The organism is Bacteroidales bacterium (genome assembly GCA_023228145.1).
Taxonomy (GTDB): domain Bacteria; phylum Bacteroidota; class Bacteroidia; order Bacteroidales; family CAIWKO01; genus CAIWKO01.
The window spans coordinates 37,633-59,415 of the sequence record JALOBU010000017.1 but is presented as its reverse complement, the minus strand read 5'-3'; the positions used below and the strand labels follow the sequence as shown (position 1 = coordinate 59,415).

At 39.7% G+C, this 21,783-nt stretch carries 21 protein-coding genes; 4 read left to right on the top strand and 17 right to left on the bottom strand.

The window, feature by feature from the left end:
• Positions 1-203, top strand: a 203-nt coding sequence (locus M0R16_09455; GenBank protein ID MCK9613107.1) for a hypothetical protein, incomplete at its 5' end; no start/stop codon positions are given.
• 26 nt (positions 204-229) lie between these two features.
• Here the strand turns inward: M0R16_09455 and M0R16_09450 are convergent.
• A complete protein-coding gene (locus M0R16_09450) occupies positions 230-520 on the bottom strand; it encodes a hypothetical protein (GenBank protein MCK9613106.1) in 291 nt (96 codons plus the stop codon).
• A gap of 356 nt (positions 521-876) precedes the next feature.
• Positions 877-2,649: an aconitase/3-isopropylmalate dehydratase large subunit family protein gene (locus M0R16_09445; GenBank protein ID MCK9613105.1), complete on the bottom strand. Its 1,773-nt coding sequence runs from the start codon at positions 2,647-2,649 to the stop codon at positions 877-879.
• Positions 2,650-2,777: 128 nt separating this feature from the next.
• Between M0R16_09445 and M0R16_09440 the strand changes: the two genes are divergently transcribed.
• Positions 2,778-5,297: a T9SS type A sorting domain-containing protein gene (locus M0R16_09440; protein ID MCK9613104.1), complete on the top strand. Its 2,520-nt coding sequence runs from the start codon at positions 2,778-2,780 to the stop codon at positions 5,295-5,297.
• On the opposite strand, the gene M0R16_09435 is transcribed toward M0R16_09440, so the two are convergent.
• From M0R16_09435 to M0R16_09400, 8 genes are all read right to left on the bottom strand, one after another.
• Entirely contained in the window at positions 5,294-5,632 is a 339-nt protein-coding gene (locus M0R16_09435) for a PAS domain-containing protein (protein MCK9613103.1), read from the bottom strand. The genes M0R16_09440 and M0R16_09435 overlap by 4 nt on opposite strands.
• Before the next feature lie 107 nt (positions 5,633-5,739).
• A complete protein-coding gene (gene nth, locus M0R16_09430) occupies positions 5,740-6,411 on the bottom strand; it encodes an endonuclease III (GenBank protein MCK9613102.1) in 672 nt (223 codons plus the stop codon).
• 19 nt (positions 6,412-6,430) lie between these two features.
• Positions 6,431-6,697, bottom strand: coding sequence for a hypothetical protein (locus tag M0R16_09425; protein MCK9613101.1), 267 nt, complete (start codon positions 6,695-6,697; stop codon positions 6,431-6,433).
• A gap of 102 nt (positions 6,698-6,799) precedes the next feature.
• Complete coding sequence (locus M0R16_09420; protein ID MCK9613100.1) at positions 6,800-7,510, bottom strand: ribonuclease H-like domain-containing protein; 711 nt, start codon at positions 7,508-7,510, stop codon at positions 6,800-6,802.
• A gap of 133 nt (positions 7,511-7,643) precedes the next feature.
• A complete protein-coding gene (gene pckA / locus M0R16_09415) occupies positions 7,644-9,284 on the bottom strand; it encodes a phosphoenolpyruvate carboxykinase (ATP) (protein ID MCK9613099.1) in 1,641 nt (546 codons plus the stop codon).
• A 4-nt stretch (positions 9,285-9,288) separates the two neighbouring features.
• Positions 9,289-12,066 carry a pyruvate, phosphate dikinase gene (gene ppdK / locus M0R16_09410; GenBank protein ID MCK9613098.1) on the bottom strand — a complete coding sequence of 926 codons (2,778 nt, stop codon included), beginning with the start codon at positions 12,064-12,066 and terminating at the stop codon, positions 9,289-9,291.
• A gap of 150 nt (positions 12,067-12,216) precedes the next feature.
• Positions 12,217-13,191 carry a DUF4476 domain-containing protein gene (locus tag M0R16_09405; protein MCK9613097.1) on the bottom strand — a complete coding sequence of 325 codons (975 nt, stop codon included), beginning with the start codon at positions 13,189-13,191 and terminating at the stop codon, positions 12,217-12,219.
• A 95-nt stretch (positions 13,192-13,286) separates the two neighbouring features.
• Positions 13,287-13,874: a TetR/AcrR family transcriptional regulator gene (locus M0R16_09400; protein ID MCK9613096.1), complete on the bottom strand. Its 588-nt coding sequence runs from the start codon at positions 13,872-13,874 to the stop codon at positions 13,287-13,289.
• A 181-nt stretch (positions 13,875-14,055) separates the two neighbouring features.
• On the opposite strand from M0R16_09400, the gene M0R16_09395 reads away from it, so the two are divergent.
• Complete coding sequence (locus M0R16_09395) at positions 14,056-15,390, top strand: bifunctional lysine ketoglutarate reductase /saccharopine dehydrogenase family protein (protein MCK9613095.1); 1,335 nt, start codon at positions 14,056-14,058, stop codon at positions 15,388-15,390.
• Here M0R16_09395 and lpxB read toward each other — a convergent pair.
• From lpxB to M0R16_09365, 6 genes are all read right to left on the bottom strand, one after another.
• A complete protein-coding gene (lpxB, locus tag M0R16_09390) occupies positions 15,362-16,483 on the bottom strand; it encodes a lipid-A-disaccharide synthase (protein ID MCK9613094.1) in 1,122 nt (373 codons plus the stop codon). The genes M0R16_09395 and lpxB overlap by 29 nt on opposite strands.
• Positions 16,480-17,268 (bottom strand): RNA methyltransferase, encoded by a 789-nt coding sequence (locus M0R16_09385; protein ID MCK9613093.1) that lies wholly within the window; start codon positions 17,266-17,268, stop codon positions 16,480-16,482. Before M0R16_09385 ends, lpxB begins: the two co-directional genes overlap by 4 nt.
• A 62-nt stretch (positions 17,269-17,330) precedes the next feature.
• Positions 17,331-17,780: a 50S ribosomal protein L9 gene (gene rplI / locus M0R16_09380; GenBank protein MCK9613092.1), complete on the bottom strand. Its 450-nt coding sequence runs from the start codon at positions 17,778-17,780 to the stop codon at positions 17,331-17,333.
• A 13-nt stretch (positions 17,781-17,793) separates the two neighbouring features.
• Positions 17,794-18,063, bottom strand: a complete 270-nt coding sequence (gene rpsR / locus M0R16_09375) for a 30S ribosomal protein S18 (GenBank protein MCK9613091.1) — start codon at positions 18,061-18,063, stop codon at positions 17,794-17,796.
• Between the two features lie 25 nt (positions 18,064-18,088).
• Complete coding sequence (rpsF, locus tag M0R16_09370; protein ID MCK9613090.1) at positions 18,089-18,442, bottom strand: 30S ribosomal protein S6; 354 nt, start codon at positions 18,440-18,442, stop codon at positions 18,089-18,091.
• 183 nt (positions 18,443-18,625) lie between these two features.
• Entirely contained in the window at positions 18,626-20,233 is a 1,608-nt protein-coding gene (locus tag M0R16_09365) for a S41 family peptidase (GenBank protein MCK9613089.1), read from the bottom strand.
• Between the two features lie 155 nt (positions 20,234-20,388).
• On the opposite strand from M0R16_09365, the gene M0R16_09360 reads away from it, so the two are divergent.
• Positions 20,389-21,057, top strand: a complete 669-nt coding sequence (locus tag M0R16_09360) for a rhomboid family intramembrane serine protease (GenBank protein MCK9613088.1) — start codon at positions 20,389-20,391, stop codon at positions 21,055-21,057.
• 2 nt (positions 21,058-21,059) lie between these two features.
• Here M0R16_09360 and M0R16_09355 read toward each other — a convergent pair whose 3' ends face one another.
• Positions 21,060-21,707 carry a hypothetical protein gene (locus M0R16_09355; GenBank protein MCK9613087.1) on the bottom strand — a complete coding sequence of 216 codons (648 nt, stop codon included), beginning with the start codon at positions 21,705-21,707 and terminating at the stop codon, positions 21,060-21,062.
• Positions 21,708-21,783: the final 76 nt, after the last annotated feature.

Genomic DNA, 21,783 nt, shown 5'->3' with positions numbered 1-21,783 from the left:
TGCCTGAAAGCGGAGGAGTGAGCCTGAAAGTTTACAATGTGTTAGGTGAACTGGTAACTGATTTTATAAATCAAACCCAGAGCGCAGGCAAGTACAGTGTTGATTTTCCGGGAAACAAATTACCGGAAGGAATTTATACTTTTAAATTAGAATTTAGCGGCCTGAATAAATCAAATTGTTCCATATTGAAAATGATGCATTAGTAATCATTTATTGTTTTTGGTGCTGTTTAGGTTTTTATATGCAATATCCCGATTAACAATTGCTTTAGTATATCCGGGGTTACGGGGTTCAATTCAGTTGCCTTATCATAGTCGGCAATGGCATCATTCCATAGTTTCAGTTTATTGCAGGCATAGCCTCGATTATAATATGCAATAGAAGACAACGAATCTATTTCAATAACATTTGCATAATCCACAAGGGTTTTGTTACAACGGTTAATCATTGTATAAGCTGCCGTACGGTTAGCATATGGCCTTACTTTATTGGGCGATTTTGATACTGCATCATTCCACAAAGTAATATCATCTTTCCAGACTTTATTTCTTTCGTACGTGAGAACCTAACAGGCTCCCGCCATCAGAATTAAAATTATTAGAGCAATATTTTTTTATTACTTAAAAATTTAAAAATTACTACACTTACAACGATGAAGAATCCAACCGAAGACAGGTAAACTCTGTGTTCAAATATAAGATCCGTAATCGGGATAATGCCGGATTCAATGGATAAAGTCAGAAAAAACCAAAAAATACCAAAAGAAATTATCCTATAGAGTTTAAATAAAAATATTGCTAATCCAACTAATGACTTAATTTCAATTCGAATTATGCATAACTTCAAGCGCTATAATCTTCATGTACGTCGGGCACTTCATCCCTTCACATAATTCACAAGCCCTTTGGCCTTGAAAATATTCATCAGCTTATCAGGCAGCGCATTAAAATTATAGTCTTTTCCGGCAATGATGATAATGCCTCTGACCATATCCACCTTCACACTGTCGCCTTTTTTATAGTTGTCCACTGCTTCGGGAACCACTAGAATAGGTAAGCCCTGGTTTACGGCAGAACGATAAAATATTCGGTTCACCGATTTGCAGATAACTGCCTGCACTCCCGCAAAAGAAAGCCCTACAGCCGGATGTTCGCGTGAGCTTCCGCAGCCAAAATTCAACCCTGCCATCACAATATCGCAGGATTTTACCCGTTCAGCAAAGCTTTCGTCCACGCCTTTGAAAAGATAAGGCATAATCTTTTCGCCTTCGGAACTGTTGATATTGTACGTAAGGTTGCCGGCAAACATCTGGTCGGTATTCATGTTGTCAATATCATTATAAGCCCAAACACCTTTGTAAAAACGATCTTCGCCCTTTTGCACCTGCACGGTGTGGCTTTGTTCTTTTGTATAGGGGAATTTATCATTTGCGGCAAGGCCTCTGGGGTCGGTGATTTCGCCTTTCAATGCGGAAAAAGCTACCGTTGCGGGAGAAGCAAGGTAGATATTTGCTTTTTCGTTGCCCATGCGCCCGAGGAAGTTACGGTTTGCAGTGGAAATCACATTGTATCCATCAGCGGGTATCCCCTGCCCTGTTCCCAGGCAAGGCCCGCAGGATGGCGACAGAAAATTGGCTTCCGCTTCGAGCAGGTCAGTCACAAGTCCTTCCTTCATAGCCGTTTTATAAATTTCCATAGAAGCAGGAATCACAAGCAGCTGAAACCCTGCAGGAATTTTCTTTCCTTTTAATATTCCTGCTGCAATGCGAATATCTTCAATACGCCCGTTGGTGCATGTGCCAACGATAGCCTGGTTCAGTTTTGTTCCCTGAACTTCTGAAACCGCTTTTACATTATCCACATGATGCGGAGCCGCAACCACAGGGAATAATTCCTCAAGATTGATTTCAAACTCTTTTAGATATTTTGCGTCTGCATCGGCCCAGGTGCCTTCAGTTTTTGTTCCTATAAAATCCCACAGCACTTCATCGGCGGGAAATACAGCATTTTTAGCACCCATTTCGGAAGCAAGGTTCGCGATAGTCATCCTGTCTGAAATGCTCAGGGATTTAACGCCATCGCCATGATATTCAATAGACATATAATCGGCTCCGTCAGAACCCATCATGCCAATAATCCAGAGAGCAACATCTTTTGCATAAACACCGGGATTCAGTTTTCCTTTTAAAGTAATTTTTACCGATTCGGGTACACGAAACCATGTCTCGCCCTGCTTCCATAAGCCCGCAGTTTCTGTACGGTCAATACCTGCTGAAAATGCGTTGAAAGCTCCAGCGGTACATGTATGGCTATCGCTGCCCACAATGAGCATATCGGGCCGGGCATACAGCGACATCAACTGATGGCAAATACCGTCTCCGACATCATGAAACTTTTTGATGCCTTGTTTTGCCACAATGTCTCTTATCTTCTGGTAGTCATTGGCAAGTTTGACGTTGGTTGGCGGGGCATTATGGTCCAACACTATGAGCAGCTGGTCGGGAAAAGCTACCTTATCGCCACCCATTTTTGTAAATGTGGCATGTATACTGGCGGTATTGTCGTGCGAGAGCACAATGTCGGGCTTTTTAAAAACGATGCTTCCGCAATCGGCGCCCAGAATTTTTTCGGCATAGGTTTTTCCTGGCATAAATATTTTTTTTAGAATTTCTTAGCAAAGTTAAAAGCATTTTCTCAATAGGATAAGTTTCGCTATTAAATATTTTGTAAAACAAAAAATGTAAAATTTCAGTAATTTTGTTATCTTATATTCATTTTATGAAAACACTCATCACTATAATTATATGCACTTTCTTTTTCGCCGTTGTACAAGCTCAGCCGTGGATGCGTTCACCATACCTCGAAAAGAACAAAAGCGAGGCAAACTTTTATGATATTCAGCAGGCATTTTATAAATATTGGGGTGACAGGCCTTATGAACGCGGCAAAGGGTTTAAGCAATTTAAACGCTGGGAATATGAAATGACGCCGAAATGTTATCCCGATGGCATTATTCCTTCGCCATCAAAATATTATGATGAATACAAAAAGTTTCTCAGCACCCTCTCCCTGGAAGAAAAATCAAGAGCCGGTTCACCATGGACGCCCCTGGGAATTACGACATGGACAAATGGCCTAAGCGGTTATAACCCCGGCAACGGGCGCATCAATGCCGTTACTGTTGACATGACAGATACCGATATTATTTACGCGGCAGCCCCTTCAGGAGGTATTTGGAAAAGCAACGACTGCGGTCAGTCGTGGAATACCACTTTCGACACCATGAGCGTGCTGGGGACTTCAGCTATTGCCATACACCCCAACGAGCCAAACACCATTTTCATTGGCACGGGCGACAGGGATGCATGGGACTCAAGAGGCACAGGAATTTATAAATCCACAGACGGAGGAAACACTTGGCAACCCGGTGGGTTAAATTTCAACCCCTCAAACCGTAGTATAAATAAATTACTTATCAATCCGTTGAACCCATCCAAAATGTTTGCCGCCGCCTCCGATGGTGTTTATCGCTCAAAAAACGGAGGAAGCAGCTGGCAAAAGATTTACAGCGGCGAAGTTAGAGACCTGAAATTCAAGCCTAACGATACCACGGTGATATACGGCAGCGGAAATTATTTTATACGTTCTGTTAATGGTGGCAACACCTTCCAAAAACATTTGACAACGCTACCTAACGACACGGTGAGGATAGAATTCGATGTTACACCGGCAAATGCTGACTATGTGTACGTTGTTGTATCCCGTCCGGATAATACTTTTGAAGGCGTTTATCGTTCGGAGAACTCCGGCGAAACATTTAGCGGGCGTTGTTTTTCGCCTAACATTTTAGGATATGATGAGTATGGTGCTGATTCTGCAGGACAGGCATGGTACGACCTTGCCATTGCTGTTTCTCCCGAAAATGCCAATCATGTTTTTATTGGGGGCATCAACGTATGGAAATCCGTGGACGGTGGCACAACATTTTTTGTAAATACAATGTGGTACACCGATAGCCCTTATATTTACATTCACTGCGACATCCATTCGCTGAATTTTTACGGCAACAGCCTGTATTGTGGCAGCGATGGAGGAGTTTTTGTATCACACGATTACGGAAATAGTTGGAGCGACCTCAGTGCAGGCTTAGGTATTTCGCAGTTTTATGCCATGAGCGGATGCGAAACAGAGCCCGGCCTGATAACCGCCGGAGCTCAGGATGTAGGCTCAAACAAATACGATAACGGCTCATGGACACATGTTTTCGGTGCAGATGGCATGGAAACCATTATCAGTAATGCAAACCCTCAGACGATATATGTTTCGTACCAGATGGGAGGCATTCTCAAATCTATGGATGGAGGAGATATCTTTTTCGGAGCAAAACCTTATGATACTCTTGACGGCGGATGGGTTACGCCGTATGTTATGTACCCGGCAGATAATCAGACCCTTTTAGCCGGATACCAGGAAATATACAAAACAACAGATGGTGCTGCTTCATGGACACAACTGACCAGCAACCTGACAGGTGGATTGACTATCAGCAAACTTGCCATCGCACCTTCTGACCCGAATTATATTTATGCTGCTGAAAACGAAAACCTTTACGTTTCAGAAAACGGAGGAACTGACTGGAATACTTTTAACCCATCAAATGGATATTATATCTCAGGCATCGCTATTGATGAGTATAACCCCGAACGTTTATGGCTTACACTCACTTCATATTATGGCGATAAAGTATTATATTCGGAAAATGCCGGCGGAAATTTTGAAGATATAACTGGTAACCTCACCAATATGGGCTTTAACTGTATCGCACACCACAAAAACCTTAAAGACGCTTTGTTTCTCGGAACTGAAACGGGTATTTTTTACACCGACAGCACGCTGACAGGATGGGTGCCCCACAATACCGACCTGCCCAATGTCAGAATCAGTGAATTAGAAATAAATTATGCATCGGGGATGATACGCGCAGCTACCTATGGGCGCGGTATTTGGGAAACATCATTAGATTATGCCGCAGCAATTTCTGAAAAAGACAAGCACCGGCTTTTTAAAGTGTACCCTAACCCTGCAACAGACAAGCTTTCTATTTCCACTTACAATTTAAAGGGTAAACTGTGTATCAGAATTTTTAATATTGTGGGAAAGCTTGTTGTAGAAACAACTTTTGACAAGCCTGGTGATTTGCTAAGTGTAGATGTGTCAAAATTGGTTTCCGGAACTTATTTTATTAAAGCAGATTGCGAGGGAGTGTCATCAACGAAAAAAGTGGTAATATTTAACTAATCCCTGATATACTCAGGCAATGTTTCCGGAATTTCAACAGACAATTCCACCAGGCCTCTACATTCATTATTTTCATACCACGGAAGTTGATGTATTAATTTTCTGACATTTTTTTTTCGTATGGTATATGTGTTACTTTTTTTTGTACGAAGCAACTCCTTTATTTTAGCAGCAGCTTTTTCAGGGTGACAGTCAAAAATGCTTTGCCCGATAAGCGTATCCCCAGTGTGTTTTTGAAAAGTCATCTTTGATTTATCATTCATGTAAACAATAATGCCGTTATTGTCACAGATGGTAACTGCCACGTTAAACTCTTTAAAGTAATCTATATTCATATATATTTATTAAACAATGTTTTTGTCTCAGTTTCGCTGATTTTTTACTGATTAAATCTGCATTTGTCCTTGGTATCCCTGTCCTGCTGGCAGACAGGTGTTGGAAATTATTTTGAAGAATTAAAGTATTTACAAAAACCGGTAATCCCGCAAATATCGCAAAGTGGTTTACGCGCTTTACAGATATACCTGCCATGCAGTATCAGCCAATGATGTGCAATGGAAATATGTTTCTCCGGTATGTTTTTTACCAGTTGTTTTTCTGTTTCCAGCGTGGTTTTTGCATTCTCTGCCAAACCGATGCGGGCTGCCACCCTAAAAACATGAGTATCTACTGCCATGGCGGGTTTCTTAAAAACCACCGAGGCTATCACATTTGCCGTTTTACGGCCAACACCGGGCAATTTCTGTAATTTATCGACATCTTCGGGAACGATGCCTTTAAATACCTTTACCAGCATCTGTGCCATCCCCAGCAGGTTTTTAGCTTTGTTGTTCGGGTATGAACAACTTTTTATCAACTCATAAATTTCTTTCTCTTTTGCTTTCGACAGCGCAATGGCATTAGGAAATTTTTTAAAAAAAGGCGGGGTAATCATATTTACACGTTTATCAGTGCATTGTGCTGATAAGATTACTGCTACGAGCAACTGGTAAGGGCTCGTATAAACCAGCTCCGTATCGGCCTGTGGCTGGTGCTCCGAAAAATATTCAATAAATAACTTGTATCGTATTGTCTGGGAAAGCATTTTTCTGCAAAGATAAAAAAAGCCCCGCATCCTGCAGGGCTTTTCTATCTTAATTTTGAATCATCATGTTCAGTCCGGGCACTTTCATGTCCATAACTGCAAGCGCTTTGGAGTAGGCCATGATGTTTTTTACCAATAAGTCCGGCGGGTTTACCATACTGTCATCCATGATTTTTTTTGTATTTTTCAGTCTTGTATATTCTTCAAGAAAAGAATTTTTCGACTCTATTTCGTGAATGATATTTTCTTTCTGAGTCTCGTCTGCTTCGCCGTAAGTAAAAAGTAAAATTTCTTCGAGGGTTGAGATTTTATTCATAGGCAATTTTAATTAGTTAAACATTTAACTAAAAAAATAACGCCCATAATTTTTTCTTATTGTATTATTTAAAAAAAATATTAAAAAACATCTTCTTCCTGGTTATGCATTACTGAACTTAATTTTTTCTGTTGGCAGCAAAGGTTTTCTTAAATACTTCAACAGCAATTGAGCAACACTGACAACATCTTTTTCACAGTACCTGACAATGCGTGGCAGGTCTTTCTCTTTCCAGTAAACGGAAGCCACTTCACTGCCATTTATATCATCTTTCGGTGTTGGTATTTCAAACAATGCACATAAAAGTTCAAGGGAAGTATAGCTTTTATAATCTCCGAATTTCCATAAATCCATAGTGTCAATCAATTGAACTTCCCAGGGTTTCTTAGTCCGGGTATCAAGCATTTCAGGAATGTTATAACCGTTGATCAGCATCCTCCGTGAAATATACGGGAAGTCAAATTCCTTGCCATTATGGGCACACATATTTGTACCCGCAGTAGGAAATTCTTTGCATAAATCGTTAAATTTTTCAAGTACATATTTCTCATCATCGCCAAAAAATGATTTCACAACCAAAACATCATTCTGAAAATATGCCCATGAGATGCAGATAATTTTCCCAAACTCTGCATATATACCAGCACGTTCATAAAGTTCCTCAGAAGTTTGCTCTTTGCCACCGGCAATGAATTGTGCTTTATGGTCCCATAATTTTTTAAAATTATCAGGCATGGAGTTATAACTTTCCCAACGGGGAACTGTTTCTATATCAAGAAACAAGGTTTTATAAGGATTAATGTTATCGAGCATATATTTTGAGGTTTAATTTTATTAAAAAAGTAAAATTATAATAATAATCAGTAAAACTAATAAAAAAAAACCACTGATATAAATCCATCAGTGGTTCGTTAAAAATGCTTCTAAGATAAATTACTACGCCAGATTAAAGTTTCGGGCCTGCGGAGACGAGGCGCTTTCCTTCTACGTTATCTGTAAAACTGTTGAAATTTTTAATAAACTTTTCTCCGAGGTTTTTTGCCGCAGCATCCCATTCGGCAGGGTTAGCCCATATATTGCGGGGGTTAAGTATTTTGCTGTTTACGCCTTTGACTGCTTTCGGAATATTTAAGCCGAAAACGGGCAAATCTTCATATTCCACATCAACAAGGGAACCGTCTAGTATTGCATCAATGATGGCACGCGTGGAAGGTATGTCAATTCTTCGCCCAACACCATAAGGTCCTTCTATCCATCCTGTATTCACAAGATATGCCGCCGAACCATGCTGTTTCATTTTTTTTGCCAGCTCCTGAGCATAAACAGTGGGATGCAACAGAAGGAAAGCAGCGCCGAAGCAGGAAGAAAAAGTGGGTGTCGGTTCTTTTATTCCCCTCTCTGTGCCGGCAACTTTAGCCGTATAGCCACTTAAAAAATGATACATCGTCTGGTCATAAGTGAGTTTAGCCACCGGTGGCAACACACCGAAAGCATCAGCGGTAAGGAAAATGATATTTTGGGGATGTGTGCCTTTGGAAACCGGTTTCACAATGTTGTTGATAAAATAAATAGGGTAAGAAACCCTTGTATTTTCTGTTTTGGCAGCACTGGCAAAATCAATAGCGCCGGTTTTTTCATCGAATACAACATTTTCCAAAAGGGCATCCCGTTTGATTGCATTATAAATATCCGGCTCATTTTCTTTGCTCAAATTAATACATTTTGCATAACATCCTCCCTCAAAGTTAAAAACGCCATCGTCATCCCATCCATGCTCATCATCCCCGATAAGGAAGCGTTTCGGGTCGGCCGACAAGGTTGTTTTTCCTGTGCCCGATAAGCCGAAGAAAATTGCAGTATCTCCATCTTTACCCATATTAGCTGAACAATGCATGGAAGCTATGCCTTTCAGTGGCAAAAAATAATTCATCACGGAGAAAAAGCCTTTTTTGATCTCTCCGCCATACCAGGAACCGCCAATAACAGCCATACGTTCCTTCAGGTTAAATGCGACAAACACTTCGCTGTTGAGGTTCTGTTCTTTCCATTGCGGGTTAACAGCCTTACAAGCATGATACACTACAAAATCCGGGGTAAAATCCTTCAATTCTTCTTCTGTTGGTCTGACAAACATATTTTTCACAAAATGTGAAGCCCAGGCAACTTCTGTTATTACCCGTATTTTTATGCGTGTATTTTTGTTTGCACCGCAAAAGGCATCGCTGACGTAAAGCTTTTTGCCGCTAAGTTGTTGCTTTGCTATGCCTTTCAGATGCGCCCATGTTTCCTCTGAAATAGGTTTGTTGTCAGAACCTTTGCGTTCAGGGCTGGCCCACCAGACGTTTTTTTCATTCTCTGACTCTTTAACAATATATTTGTCTTTGGGCGAGCGTCCTGTAAAAATGCCTGTGTCAACATTAACAGCTCCTGTATTGGTTAAAAATCCTTTTTCATAACCCTGCAAATTATTATCAGTTTCGTGTTTAAACAAATCATCATAGGAAATATTATAAAATACTTCCTTGACATTATCTATCCCATATTGAGATAAATCTATAACTTTTTTATTTGAACAACAGCAATCCATAATTTTATTTATTTTTAATAGTTTTTTTATTCAAATTTGTTTTTTTTAATGAAGTGGTAATTTTTTTACCATACTTTAATGAAGCCTGAGCAGCAGCTAGTCTTGCAATAGGGACGCGGAACGGCGAACAGCTGACATAAGTCAGGCCTGCCCGGTAACAAAATTCAACAGAAGCAGGGTCTCCGCCCTGTTCGCCGCAAATACCCACCTTCAGATCCGGACGCGTGTTACGGCCTTTTGTGACAGCCATTTCTACCAGTTGCCCGGTTCCTTCCTGATCAATTGTCTGGAACGGATCGGCAGATAATATTTTCTGGTCCAGATAATCGTTGATAAATCCGTTTATATCGTCGCGGCTAAAGCCGAAAGTCATTTGTGTAAGGTCGTTGGTGCCAAAGGAGAAAAACTGTGCCGTTTTCGCCATTCTGTCGGCCAGCAGGCAGGCACGCGGTATCTCTATCATGGTGCCATAAAGGTAATTGATGCTCTTCACTTTAAATTTCTTACACACTTCATCATATATCCTGTCGGCAATTTTTTTGGTAACATCCAGTTCGGCCATTTCACATGTCACAGGTACCATTATTTCAGGTTTTGGGTGATAGCCTTCTTTTTGCAATTCAAGAGTGGATTCAAAAATAGCGCGGAACTGCATTTCCGAAACTTCGGGATAAGTAACACTTAATCGTACGCCACGATGTCCCATCATCGGGTTACTTTCATGCAATGATTCGCCGCGTTTAACTATATCTGCCACTTTGATGTTAAGTTCTTTAGCCAGTTCAGCCTGTTTGTCAGGGCTTTGAGGAACGAATTCATGCAAAGGAGGGTCAAGAAGCCGGAAGGTGACAGGAAGTTTGTCCATTGCCATCAAAGTAGCTTTAATATCCTTCTTCACATATGGATACAGTTCCTTGAGTGCTTTCACGCGTTCTTCCAAGGTGTTACTCAATATCATCTTGCGGAGTGCCAGCAAAGGTTTTTCAGCGCCAACACCATAAAACATGTGTTCTGTGCGGAATAGTCCTATACCTTCTGCGCCGAAATCACGGGCAACTTTGGCATCAGCCGGAGTGTCAGCATTGGTGCGAACACCCATTTCGCGGTAGCTGTCAACCATTTTCATAAAATGCCTGAAGAGCGGGTTTTCAGAAGCATCCATAAGTTTCAGCCCTTGCTGGTAAACATGACCTTTTGTTCCGTTCAGGGTAACCACGTCGCCTTCTTTCAATACAACGTTCGTACCTTCAACCTTAGCAGTTTTTGCATTTGCGTTCACATGTAATTTCCCTGCGCCTACTATGCAGCATTTTCCCCATCCACGGGCTACAAGGGCAGCATGTGAAGTCATGCCTCCTCTGGCGGTAAGAATACCAACGGCAGCACGCATGCCTTCCACATCTTCAGGGTTGGTTTCTTCGCGAAGCAATATTACTTTTTTGCCCTTGCGTTGCCATGCTACGGCATCTTCGGCGGTAAACACCAGTTGTCCGACAGCGGCGCCGGGACCGGCAGGTAAGCCTTTTACCAGCACTGAAACTTTCTTCTCTTCAGCCGGGTCACATATCGGATGAAGGAGTTCATCGAGCTGGGCCGGGTCAACACGCATCACTGCTGTTTTCTCATCAATAAGTTTTTCTTTCAGCATATCCATGGCCATATTCAGGGCAGCTGTGCCTGTACGCTTGCCAACTCTGCATTGCAGCATATATAATTTGCTTTCCTGTATAGTAAATTCAATATCAAGCATGTCCCTGAAATTCTTTTCAAGTATCCCTCGGATGCGGCATAAATCTTTATATGTATAGGGCATTTGTTCCTGCATGCTATGCAGGTGTTTATTCTGTTCGTTCTTGGTATCGTCATTCAGAGGATTGGGAGTACGGATGCCGGCAACTACATCTTCGCCCTGGGCGTTGATAAGCCATTCACCGTAAAAGAGGTTTTCGCCGGTTGCGGGGTTACGAGTAAATGCAACACCCGTAGCAGAAGTATCACCCATATTGCCAAATACCATTGCCTGAACATTGACAGCAGTACCCCATGTATCGGGGATACCTTCGATGCGGCGATAAGAAACTGCTTTTTTGCCATTCCAGCTTTTGAAAACTGCTTTGATCCCGCCAAATAATTGTTCTTTGGCATCATCGGGAAATTCTTTTCCGATCTCTTTCTTAATGACCTTCTTGAACTCACCGGCAAGAGATTTCAGGTCATCAGCATTCAGTTCAGTATCCTGTTTTACATTCTTTCTTTTTTTGTATTCATCCAGAATATCATCGAGTTTCTTGCGAATATTCAAATCAAGTCCTTCTGCTTTGTCCATAACAACATCGGCGTACATCATGATAAGCCTCCTGTATGAATCCCATACAAAACGAGGATTTTTTGTTTTTTCAATCAATCCTGGAATGGTGGCCGTGCACAGTCCGACATTAAGAACTGTATCCATCATTCCGGGCATGGATTTTCTGGCACCTGAGCGGCATGAAACCAACAGCGGTTTTTTAGGGTCGCCGTATTTCATTCCCATTTCAGTTTCCACCTTTTTCATATCAGCCCATACTTCATCATACAATGATTTTGGCAACTGACAATTATTTTCATAATATGCAGTACAACACTCTGTTGTGATAGTAAATCCGGCAGGTACGGGCAAGCCCAGGTTAACCATTTCTGCAAGGTTGGCACCTTTGCCGCCCAGCAGGTTTTTCATATCAGCTTTGCCTTCTGCTTTCTTGCCACCAAAATAATAAACATACTTTTTGTTTTTTGTTACCATTAATATTTCCTCCTGTAAATGTATTTGTTATAAATGTTTAAATGTTAAATTGTAATTCAGCGTGCAAAGGTATAATAAATAATTTTTATTAGTAAACAGAAATAAAAAAGCCGAACAATTTAGTCCGGCTCAATGAATAAGAAAATATGCTTAACGCCCGTTAATATAATCATTCAACTCATCAATAGAACTTTCAAATGTAAAGGCATCATTAAGTTTGTAATAATTTCCCTGGTCAAAAACACGGCTGAAAGCAAATTTTGCAAAATCAAGTTTTGTAGCCTCGAAAGAAAACAAATTCATCAAGTCTCTGACCTGAGAACAAAGCATGCAATTTGAAGTAAGTACCTGCTTCGCCATGGTTAGTTTGCTGTCTTCGAAAGACTTTGAAGATATGGACATTTTAGCCGACTGAAAATCCTGTTCCGACATAGGCCATGGGCAACCGACAGGGCCGCTGTATCCGGGCATAACGTAATGCTCCTGAATCTGTGTATTTGTTTGTACATTATTTGTCGTAGTAGTTGTTGTTGAAGTCGTAGTAGTTGTAACAGCACCGCCCGTCCCGGCAACACCGCCTGCAACCGACATATTGACACTGATAACTTCACCGGTAACCGGGTCAACAGCATTAATACTTACGGAGCCCCCATCACCGGCATTGTTGGTGTTTCCTGTTACTACAGTTGTTGTTGTTTGATTTGTTGTAACCTGATTGGTATTCGCTGCCGGTTTTTCAACTAACACAAGGGGAGTTGAATATTGTGTATTGTTGTTAGTTGCAGGCACTTCAGCATAACTGCTGAGTTTCAGTTTGTATTCTCCCTTTTTATCTTTGGCAACTTCATAACTAGTGCTTAAATAATTTCCATCTACGTCGCGGGTGAAAATCATTTTGTCAATCGCTGGCAGGCTGCTGTTTTCAAAAATCACCTTTATCTTGTAGTTAGGTTCAGTTAAGCCGGTGATTTTAACATTGGTCTGGGGGGTATCGTTTTGTTTTATACCACTGATTATCACCCAAAACCTTTCGCCTTCCTGATTAAAAACGCCGACACTCGACTGCGCATACATTTCAAATGTAAATGCAGTAATAAGCATGCAAATTGTAAGTAGTCTTTTCATAATTTCTAATTTTATTAATTTTTTTTAATATTTATTTTCTTGGTAAAGCAATATATGTGCCAAATACTTCTAAAAAATTTTTCTGTGAAGTTATACTATTTCAGTAAAAAATCCCTTACCAGCTCTCTGAAAACAAAAAGGGACTTTATATTTTTTAAAGTATTGGCTCTAAGAACTGCCCCTTCCCATGAGAACACAATCAGCTTTGTAATTTTCTCGATATCGGCATTACGGTCAATTTCTCCTGCTTTACGAGCTTGATTGAGACAAATGATATGTAATGATTTAATGTTTTCATAAAACTTCATTACAACTTCGCTTATCTGCTGGTTTTTCTCGCCAAGTTCTAACATCAGGGTTGCAGCAAAATTCCCATATATTGTTCCGCCTAAATTTGTATAATTATCAATATTATCGGAATAAAGCTTAATAATACGCTGCTTAGGTGAAATGTCAGGGTCTGTCAGTATTCTTTCTATTCTTTTTTCAACAATATTAATGTAATACTCAAGTACTTCAAGTGCAAAATCTTCTTTATTTTTAAAATAATAATAAAATGAACCTTTGGGAATTTCCAGATTTTTAACAATTTCATCAACACTAGCACCCTGATATCCATGCTGACGCATCAAATGATAGCCTTCACGTATTATCAGCCTTTTTTTTAGACTGCTTTTTTTCATAATTTTTGTCGTTAAAAAAATGTTTTAATTATTAAAAAAACAAAAATATTTTGTAAAATTAACAAAAATTTCAGAGCAATGAGTTTTTTTATAGGTAACATTACTTTAAATAAAAAAGTGTTTTTATCAGAAACTTTTTGTTTCAGTTTTATTTTTTTAAGTTTGCAGAAAAAAAATATTTATGAGTAAATTTATAGGCATCAGGCACGAAGACAAATACCTTATGGAACGACGCACACCACTCACACCTAAGCATATAGAACGCCTGATACAACATCACAAGCTTGATTTTATTGTTCAAACCTCTGAAAGACGCATTTTTTCGGACAATGAATATATCAAAGCAGGTGCGAAAATCGCAAAAGACTTAAAAAAATGTGATATCATTTTGGGGATAAAAGAAATACCCGAAAATTTTTTCGAGCCTGAAAAAACCTATGTATTCTTTTCTCATGTCATCAAAGGGCAGCCATACAATATGCCTATGCTTCGAAAAATGAAAGAGCTGAAATGCAACCTCATTGATTATGAAAAAATAATTGACGAGCAGGGGAAGCGCCTTATTTTCTTTGGCAGATATGCCGGCCTTGCAGGAATGATAAACAGTTTATGGGCTTGCGGATTAAGACTTAAAGAACTTGGCACAGACAATAAACTGATACGAATAAAACAGTCGCATCTTTATTCCTCGCTGAAAGAAGCAAAAGATATTATTTCTTCAATAGGCCAGAGAATTTCAGAAGACGGACTCACTGAAGGTCTGAAACCTTTTGTTGTTGGCTTCACAGGATACGGCAATGTTTCCAATGGAGCTCAGGAGATACTCGGTTTGCTGCCGGTAAAGGAAATTTCCCCTGAAAAACTCCTCTCACTTAAAAACAGGCATAACCTGCCAAATAATATTATTTACAAAGTTGTATTCAGTGAAGAAGATATTTACGAGCATAAAGAAGGAAAGGATTTCGACCTTCACGACTTGTACGCTAATCCTCAGAATTATAAAAGCAAATTTGAACAGTACGTCCCACACATGTCAATACTTATGAACTGTATGTACTGGGATAACAGGTATCCCCGCATTGTAACCAAAGAATACCTCAAAAAACTTTTTTCAAAAGGGCAGCCCAAACTCACTGTAATAGGCGATATAACCTGCGACCCCGACGGTTCAATTGAATGCACACACGACGGCACACACATTGAAGACCCTATTTTTGTTTACAACCCCGGCACTGATACATACAAAATGGGCTTTAAAGGTGAAGGCATCCTTGACATGGCCGTGTCTATACTTCCCAGCGAACTGCCGCGCGACGCTTCTTATTCTTTTGGCGATATGCTTTTTAACTTTATTAAACCTATTGCCAATGCAGATTATAATATGACCTTTGAAGATATTGACCTCCCCAGGGCTATAAAAAAGGGAATGATATTGCATAATGGAGAGTTTACTCCCGAATACAAATATTTAGAAAGTTTTGTTTCCGCTAAACTCCCAGAAGGTAAGAAGATATAACTTTAGCAGCATTCTCTGAAGCTCCCGAATCACCAAGCGCTTTTCGGAGCATGGCATAATCTTCTTTTATTTGTGCACTTGTGCCTGCATCATATACTATTTTAACAAACTCCTTCTCCAGGGTTTCTTGTGTAAGGTTCATCTGTATCAATTCGGCAACAACTTTTTTATTCATGATAAGGTTTACCAGCGAAATATATTTCACCTTAATGACCATTCTGGCTATCACGTATGAAAACCAGGAACCTTTGTAACATACAACCTGTGGCACATCCAGCAGAGCTGCCTCTAAAGTAGCCGTGCCGGAAGTTACTAAAGCCGCAACGGAAGTTAACAACAAATCATAGGTGCTTCCGTAAACAATTTTTGTATCTGTATTGCTGAGAAAACGGTTATAAAATTCTTTGTGAACAGAAGGCGCACCCGCGATGACAAACTGTACATCTTTAAACTTTTCACCGATGGCTATCATAAGTTGAAGCATGCGCGAGATTTCCTGTTTACGGCTCCCGGGAAGCAGTGCCACCAAAGGCCTTTCGTCAAGGCTATGTTCTTCCCTGAAATTACGGGTAAGGCTGCTATTTTTATAATTTTCAACAGCATCGAGCAAAGGGTGGCCGACAAATTCAACATCCACACCGAATTTTTTGTAAAAATCCTTTTCAAACGGAAGTATCACCAGCATTTTGTCAACATGCTTCCTGATTTTGAAAACCCGTGACTGTTTCCATGCCCATATCTGCGGCGAAATATAATAGAACACTTTATAGCCTTTCTGATGAGCAAAAGCAGCAATCTTCATGTTAAAACCGGGGTAATCAACCAGTATGAGCGCATCAGGGCTGAATTTGCTGATATCTGATTTGCAGAAGCTAAGGTTGCGTAGTATCGTTCTGAGATTTAACAATACTTCGGCGAAACCCATAAAAGAAATTTCGCTGATATGCTTCACTATCTCGCCGCCCTGAGCTTTCATCATGTCGCCTCCCCAGCAGCGGAACACGGCATTTTTATCTTTCTTCTGTAGCTCACGCATGAGGTTGGACGCATGCAGGTCGCCCGAAGCTTCCCCGGCGATGATATAATATTTCATTTTTTAGTTTTAGAATTTAATAACGACCTGCGTAAAAACTCCGAACAGATGACAGCCGCTGCCATAGAAGCGTTCAGCGATTCTGCTTTCCTGCCCTCCCTTGTTCCTGATGGAATAAATAAACGCCTGGAAATATGTACGGCGATTTCGTTTGAAATACCTGAGGATTCATTGCCAATGACAAGATATCCATTATTTTCCAGGCTTGCCTCATAAATGTTTTCACCGTCAAGAAAAGCCCCATAAACTTTTTGCCGCTTATTATTTTCCATAAATATGCTTTGCAGATTTTCATAATAAACATCTACACGGGCAATAGAACCCATGGTTGCCTGAACCGCCTTAGGATTATAAATATCAACGCATTTTTCGGAACACAGCACATGCTTAAACCCAAACCAGTCGGCAATGCGTATGATGGTGCCAAGATTTCCGGGGTCTCTAATGTCATCAAGAGTGAGTATCAGCGTTTTCTCTGCCAGCGAAACATCAAAATGCTTTTCTTGTATCTCAGCTACGGCAAGCACCTGGCAGGGAGTGTCAAGCTGGCTGATTTTAAGCAGTTCGGCTTCATTTATTTCGACCACCTTGTTTGTTGGTGGTATGATAAGCTTATTTTTTTTAATCCATTCAGAAACGGCAAAAATATGCAACACACGAATACTGCTGCCCAAGAGCTCTTCTGTTATCTTAGGGCCTTCGGCAATAAAACAAGCCTGTTGCTTGCGATATTTTTTAACAGCAAGGGAAGTCAGGAATTTTATGGTACTTTTTGATAACATCATCTTTACAAAAATAAAAAATCCCGGAACTTTCCCGGGATTTTAATTTTATATAAAAAATTCATTTATTCGGCAACAACTTCAAATTTTACATCCACTTTGATGTCTTTGTAAATACCAACTTTGGCGGTGTATGCTCCGAGTTCTTTCACATTTTCGCCGTCGAGCTGTATTTTTTTACGGTCAATATCATAATTAAACTGGCTCTTGATAGCTTCAGCAATCTGGATGGCATTAACAGAACCAAATATCTTTCCTGTGCTGCCTGCTTTTGCCCCTATTTTCACGGTAACGTTTTCGAGCGCTCTGGCAAGGGTTTCGGCTTCTTTTCTCAGTTTTTCTTCTTTAAAAGCTTTCTGCTTCATCATTTCGGCATGTTCTTTCTCTGTTGAGGTAGTAAGCATTATTGCAAAGCCTTTAGGGATGAGGTAATTACGGGCGTAGCCGTTTTTAACTTTTACCACTTCGTTGGCATAGCCTAAGTTGGCAACGTCTTGTTTTAATATCACTTTCATGTTTCTTCCCTCCTTATTTTAATAAATCTCCGACATAAGGCAATAATGCAAGGTGGCGTGCCCTTTTGATAGCTCTTGCAAGTTTACGCTGGTATTTTAATGATGTGCCTGTGAGGCGGCGCGGCAAAATCTTGCCCTGCTCGTTGATGAATTTCAGCAGGAAGTCAGCATCTTTGTAATCAATAAATTTTATGCCGTGTTTTTTGAAGCGGCAATATTTTTTCTTTTTAACATCGACATTTATCGGGGTTAAATATCTTATTTCGCTGTCGTTTTGTGCCATGTTTTTCTCGTTTTAGGGTTTTACATTATACAGATTCTTTTTCCTTTTTTTGTTTTTCAGCCCGTTTGCGCTCTTTATAGGCCACGGCGTGCTTGTCTAGAGCTACGGTAAGATAACGGATGATGCGTTCATCACGTTTGAAGGTTACTTCCAGCTCGGCAATAATTTCGGTGTCGCCATTAAACTCAATCAGGTGGTAAAAACCCGAGGATTTTTTTTGTATGGGGTATGCCAGCTTGCGCAGCCCCCAGTTCTCCGAGACGATAATTTCCGCTTTCCGCTCTTTGAGGAAATCGAGAAATTTCTTTACCGCTTCCTTTACCTGGTCATCAGATAAAACGGGAGTTAAAATGAAAACGGTTTCATAATGTTTTGTCATTTCCTTAACTATTTAATAATTAATAATTTTTTTTCCAAAAATGGAGTGCAAAGGTAGGAATAATAATTTTAATGGCAAAATAATGTAACTAACTATTTTTGAAAAATAAAAAATGATACTTTTTTTTTACAATAATTTCTCCCTATCGGGACTAAGAATTAATTCTGCTTTTCTTAGGCTTTCCTATAAAGAAATATTATTCTTTTTAAACAAATCTTTATCCTGTATGGCTTTCACAGCGTTTAAGAATACTTCATCGTTTTCATTGCTGACGCGCCAATAGGCAGCATAATCCCATAAGTTGCGGGCTATCCATGCCTTGAAAAAATTCTTCATATATACCTCAGAAGTTTTATACCCTTCTTCATCTTTTTCAATGCCTTCTCCGGCGGCAAATTCAAAAAATTTTCCCATAAAGTTTTCATCAATGTTATATCCTTTAAGAAACTCTTCAACACTCGGGTATAATGCTTTAATTTTTTCACGGTTTGTTTCAAGGTATTTTATCACATACTGGTTAATAATGCCTTTGCGCAAAAGCTCTGAATAATAAGTTGAGTAGTAGGAAGTGTCAAGAGGTACAAAAAGGTCGGGCATAATGCCGCCGCCGCCATATACAACACGTTTGTTGGGGGTGTAATATTTCAGGGAATCGGGAAATTTTATGCTGTCAGCATGAATATACTCGCCATGTTTAAACCTTTCGGAAAGGTCTTTATAATATTTTTCCACGCCTTCATTATAAGGTTTTTGCACACAACGCCCCGAAGGAGTATAATAATGTGCCGTAGTAAGTCGTATTACCGAACCGTCGGGTAGTGTATAAGGCCGTTGCACCAAACCTTTCCCAAAAGAACGCCTGCCGATAACGAGACCGCGGTCCAAATCCTGCACGGCGCCGGTAACTATTTCGCTGGCCGATGCAGAGCCTTCATTAATCAGAACTATCAAACGCCCTTTTTCAAATTCTCCTTTAGAAGTAGCATAACTAACCTGTCGGGGCGAAGCTTTTCCTTCGGTATAAACTATCATATTATCTTTCGCAAGAAACTCATCAGAAAGTTCTATGGCAGTGTTCAGGTATCCGCCTGAGTTATCTCTCAGGTCAAGGATGAGGTTTTTAAGCCCCAGCTTTTTTAATCCTTTCAAAGCAGCAGAAAACTCCGACATGGTGCTTTGCGAAAACTTATTAAGGCGTATGTACCCCGTTTCTTTGTTAACCATGTAAGCAACATCCAAACTGGTGATAGGGATTTTATCTCTTATAATGGTGCGTTCCATCAACCCGCTAAGCCCTTTGCGGTATATACTAACCTTGACAGAACTTCCTTTGGGACCTCTGAGTTTCTTAACAACATAATCGGTATTAATTTTTTTCCCTACAGCATCTTCTCCGTCAATCTGCACTATTTTATCACCCGACATGACGCCCACTTTTTCTGACGGCCCGTCGGGAGTGGGTGTTACAACAACAATGGTATCTTTAATGATGTTGAATTGCACTCCTATTCCTTCAAAATTACCTATCAGGGGTTCATTGGCTTTATCAATCTCTTCTTTGGTCATATATACCGAATGCGGGTCAAGCTCTTTCAACATGGCAATAATGGCAGCTTCTGTCAGTTTTTCTTCGTCAACGGTATCCACATATGACAAACGTATAAATTGGAAAGCAGTATTCAACTTCTGGTCCGTTTTTTTCGGGTCGCTTTTTTGTGAAAACCCAAGAGAGAAAAAAACAAAATGAAAAAGAAGCAATAAAAAAAAGTTTCTGGTTGTTGGAATCATCATAAAAAAATTTTTTATTTTTAGTGAATTTGCAAAAGTAATAAATGCAGTATTAATTTTAACGTTTCAATTTTATAAATATTCTGTAAGTATTTTATTTTTAAGTTATAGACATTAATTTTATAAAATTGTTACTAAAAAAGTAAGCTTTTTTTATTATGAATAAAGATTTCCGAAAAATAATATATAGCTGTCTTTTCCCCGCGCTTGTTATTTTAATAATGTGGGTGGTAAAAATCATTGAAGTATTTACCCATTCGGATTTTGGGACTCTTGGCATTTCGCCTCATTCTCTCCACGGACTGATAGGTATTGTTACAGCTCCCTACATTCATGCGGATTTTAAGCACCTGATAGCCAATACGGTTCCCATGTTTGTGAGTTTAAGCATTGCGAATTATTTTTATAAAGAGATATTTTATCATATTTTCTTTCTGGTTTGGCTTTTTACAGGTATTTGGGTATGGTCATTTGCACAAAGCGGCACGTTTCACATTGGCGCCAGCGGCCTGGTTTACGGCTATGTGTCTTTTTTGCTCTTCAGCGGCATCATAAGGCGTAACGCCAGACTAATGGCTATCTCGCTGTTGATAGTGTTTCTTTACGGGGGCTTGTTTTGGGGTATTTTCCCCGACTTTTTTCCAAAGCGAAATATCTCATGGGAATCACACCTGATGGGAGGCCTTGCAGGAATAGTTATGGCATTTTTTTACCGTAAAAAAGGTATGCAGCGTGAACAGTATCACTGGGATGAAGAAGAAGATGATGATGAAAACGCAGAATATTTAAATAAAGATGACGAGTGTGAAGGAAAGGACTGTCGCTGATTTTAATTATTCACTCCAAAATATTTCGCCTTTTCAAATTTTCCATCATTCCATTTCAGTAGCATGCGATTCCCTACAGCAAACTCTTTATAAACCTGATTGTCTTCAGAATTTCCCCATTTTGCAATAATATCTTTTCCCTTTTGCGGTAAATCAAAAAGAAGTGTAGCGGAAATATTCTTTTTTCCCATTTCGGCCTTTATTACTTGAACAGTTCTCGAAGAATTTGTATCTGTTAAAAAGAAATCGTTATAAATATCAGGGATTATTTCTTCGTAAGGCACATTCTTATACATATCTCCGTCAAAAATATAAAAATCAAAACCGGCCACTTCACATTCGGGGTCACAGCCTTCCTGATAAACAGATATCATTTTATACCCATTCTTAAGGTTCCAGTAACACATCTTCAGATGACCTTCCATTGCTCCTACCATTTTTAAATATCCGTTACTGACATCTACCATTTCAAAAGAATACATGATGTCAAGCTCGCTCATGTCTTTTGAGGCATCTTCATAGCTTTTATTGTCTTTAGAAACGGCAACAATTTTAGCCCTGTCTTTTCTTAATATCCCTGTCACAGATCTATCCGGAATCATCTGGAAATAATCAAGGATGTTTTGAGGGTAAGCGTCAAAAAATGACATTATTAATAAAGCAAAAAATACATTATTTTAATACATTCACAATTTATGAAGTTCTGGAGTTTAGTGATTTATAAAA

Excerpts from the sequence above, each read along its gene's own strand:
- rpsR (MCK9613091.1), bottom strand. The coding sequence starts at position 18,063 with ATGGCACAAAACGACAGCGAAATAAGATATTTAACCCCGATAAATGTC.
- M0R16_09360 (MCK9613088.1), top strand. The coding sequence starts at position 20,389 with ATGAATAAAGATTTCCGAAAAATAATATATAGCTGTCTTTTCCCCGCG.
- rpsF (MCK9613090.1), bottom strand. The coding sequence starts at position 18,442 with ATGACAAAACATTATGAAACCGTTTTCATTTTAACTCCCGTTTTATCT.
- lpxB (MCK9613094.1), bottom strand. The coding sequence starts at position 16,483 with ATGAAATATTATATCATCGCCGGGGAAGCTTCGGGCGACCTGCATGCG.
- nth (MCK9613102.1), bottom strand. The coding sequence starts at position 6,411 with ATGCGGGGCTTTTTTTATCTTTGCAGAAAAATGCTTTCCCAGACAATA.
- M0R16_09385 (MCK9613093.1), bottom strand. The coding sequence starts at position 17,268 with ATGATGTTATCAAAAAGTACCATAAAATTCCTGACTTCCCTTGCTGTT.
- M0R16_09435 (MCK9613103.1), bottom strand. The coding sequence starts at position 5,632 with ATGAATATAGATTACTTTAAAGAGTTTAACGTGGCAGTTACCATCTGT.
- M0R16_09395 (MCK9613095.1), top strand. The coding sequence starts at position 14,056 with ATGAGTAAATTTATAGGCATCAGGCACGAAGACAAATACCTTATGGAA.
- M0R16_09355 (MCK9613087.1), bottom strand. The coding sequence starts at position 21,707 with ATGTCATTTTTTGACGCTTACCCTCAAAACATCCTTGATTATTTCCAG.
- M0R16_09425 (MCK9613101.1), bottom strand. The coding sequence starts at position 6,697 with ATGAATAAAATCTCAACCCTCGAAGAAATTTTACTTTTTACTTACGGC.
- M0R16_09420 (MCK9613100.1), bottom strand. The coding sequence starts at position 7,510 with ATGCTCGATAACATTAATCCTTATAAAACCTTGTTTCTTGATATAGAA.
- rplI (MCK9613092.1), bottom strand. The coding sequence starts at position 17,780 with ATGAAAGTGATATTAAAACAAGACGTTGCCAACTTAGGCTATGCCAAC.
- M0R16_09405 (MCK9613097.1), bottom strand. The coding sequence starts at position 13,191 with ATGAAAAGACTACTTACAATTTGCATGCTTATTACTGCATTTACATTT.
- M0R16_09445 (MCK9613105.1), bottom strand. The coding sequence starts at position 2,649 with ATGCCAGGAAAAACCTATGCCGAAAAAATTCTGGGCGCCGATTGCGGA.
- M0R16_09440 (MCK9613104.1), top strand. The coding sequence starts at position 2,778 with ATGAAAACACTCATCACTATAATTATATGCACTTTCTTTTTCGCCGTT.
- M0R16_09365 (MCK9613089.1), bottom strand. The coding sequence starts at position 20,233 with ATGATGATTCCAACAACCAGAAACTTTTTTTTATTGCTTCTTTTTCAT.
- M0R16_09400 (MCK9613096.1), bottom strand. The coding sequence starts at position 13,874 with ATGAAAAAAAGCAGTCTAAAAAAAAGGCTGATAATACGTGAAGGCTAT.
- ppdK (MCK9613098.1), bottom strand. The coding sequence starts at position 12,066 with ATGGTAACAAAAAACAAAAAGTATGTTTATTATTTTGGTGGCAAGAAA.
- pckA (MCK9613099.1), bottom strand. The coding sequence starts at position 9,284 with ATGGATTGCTGTTGTTCAAATAAAAAAGTTATAGATTTATCTCAATAT.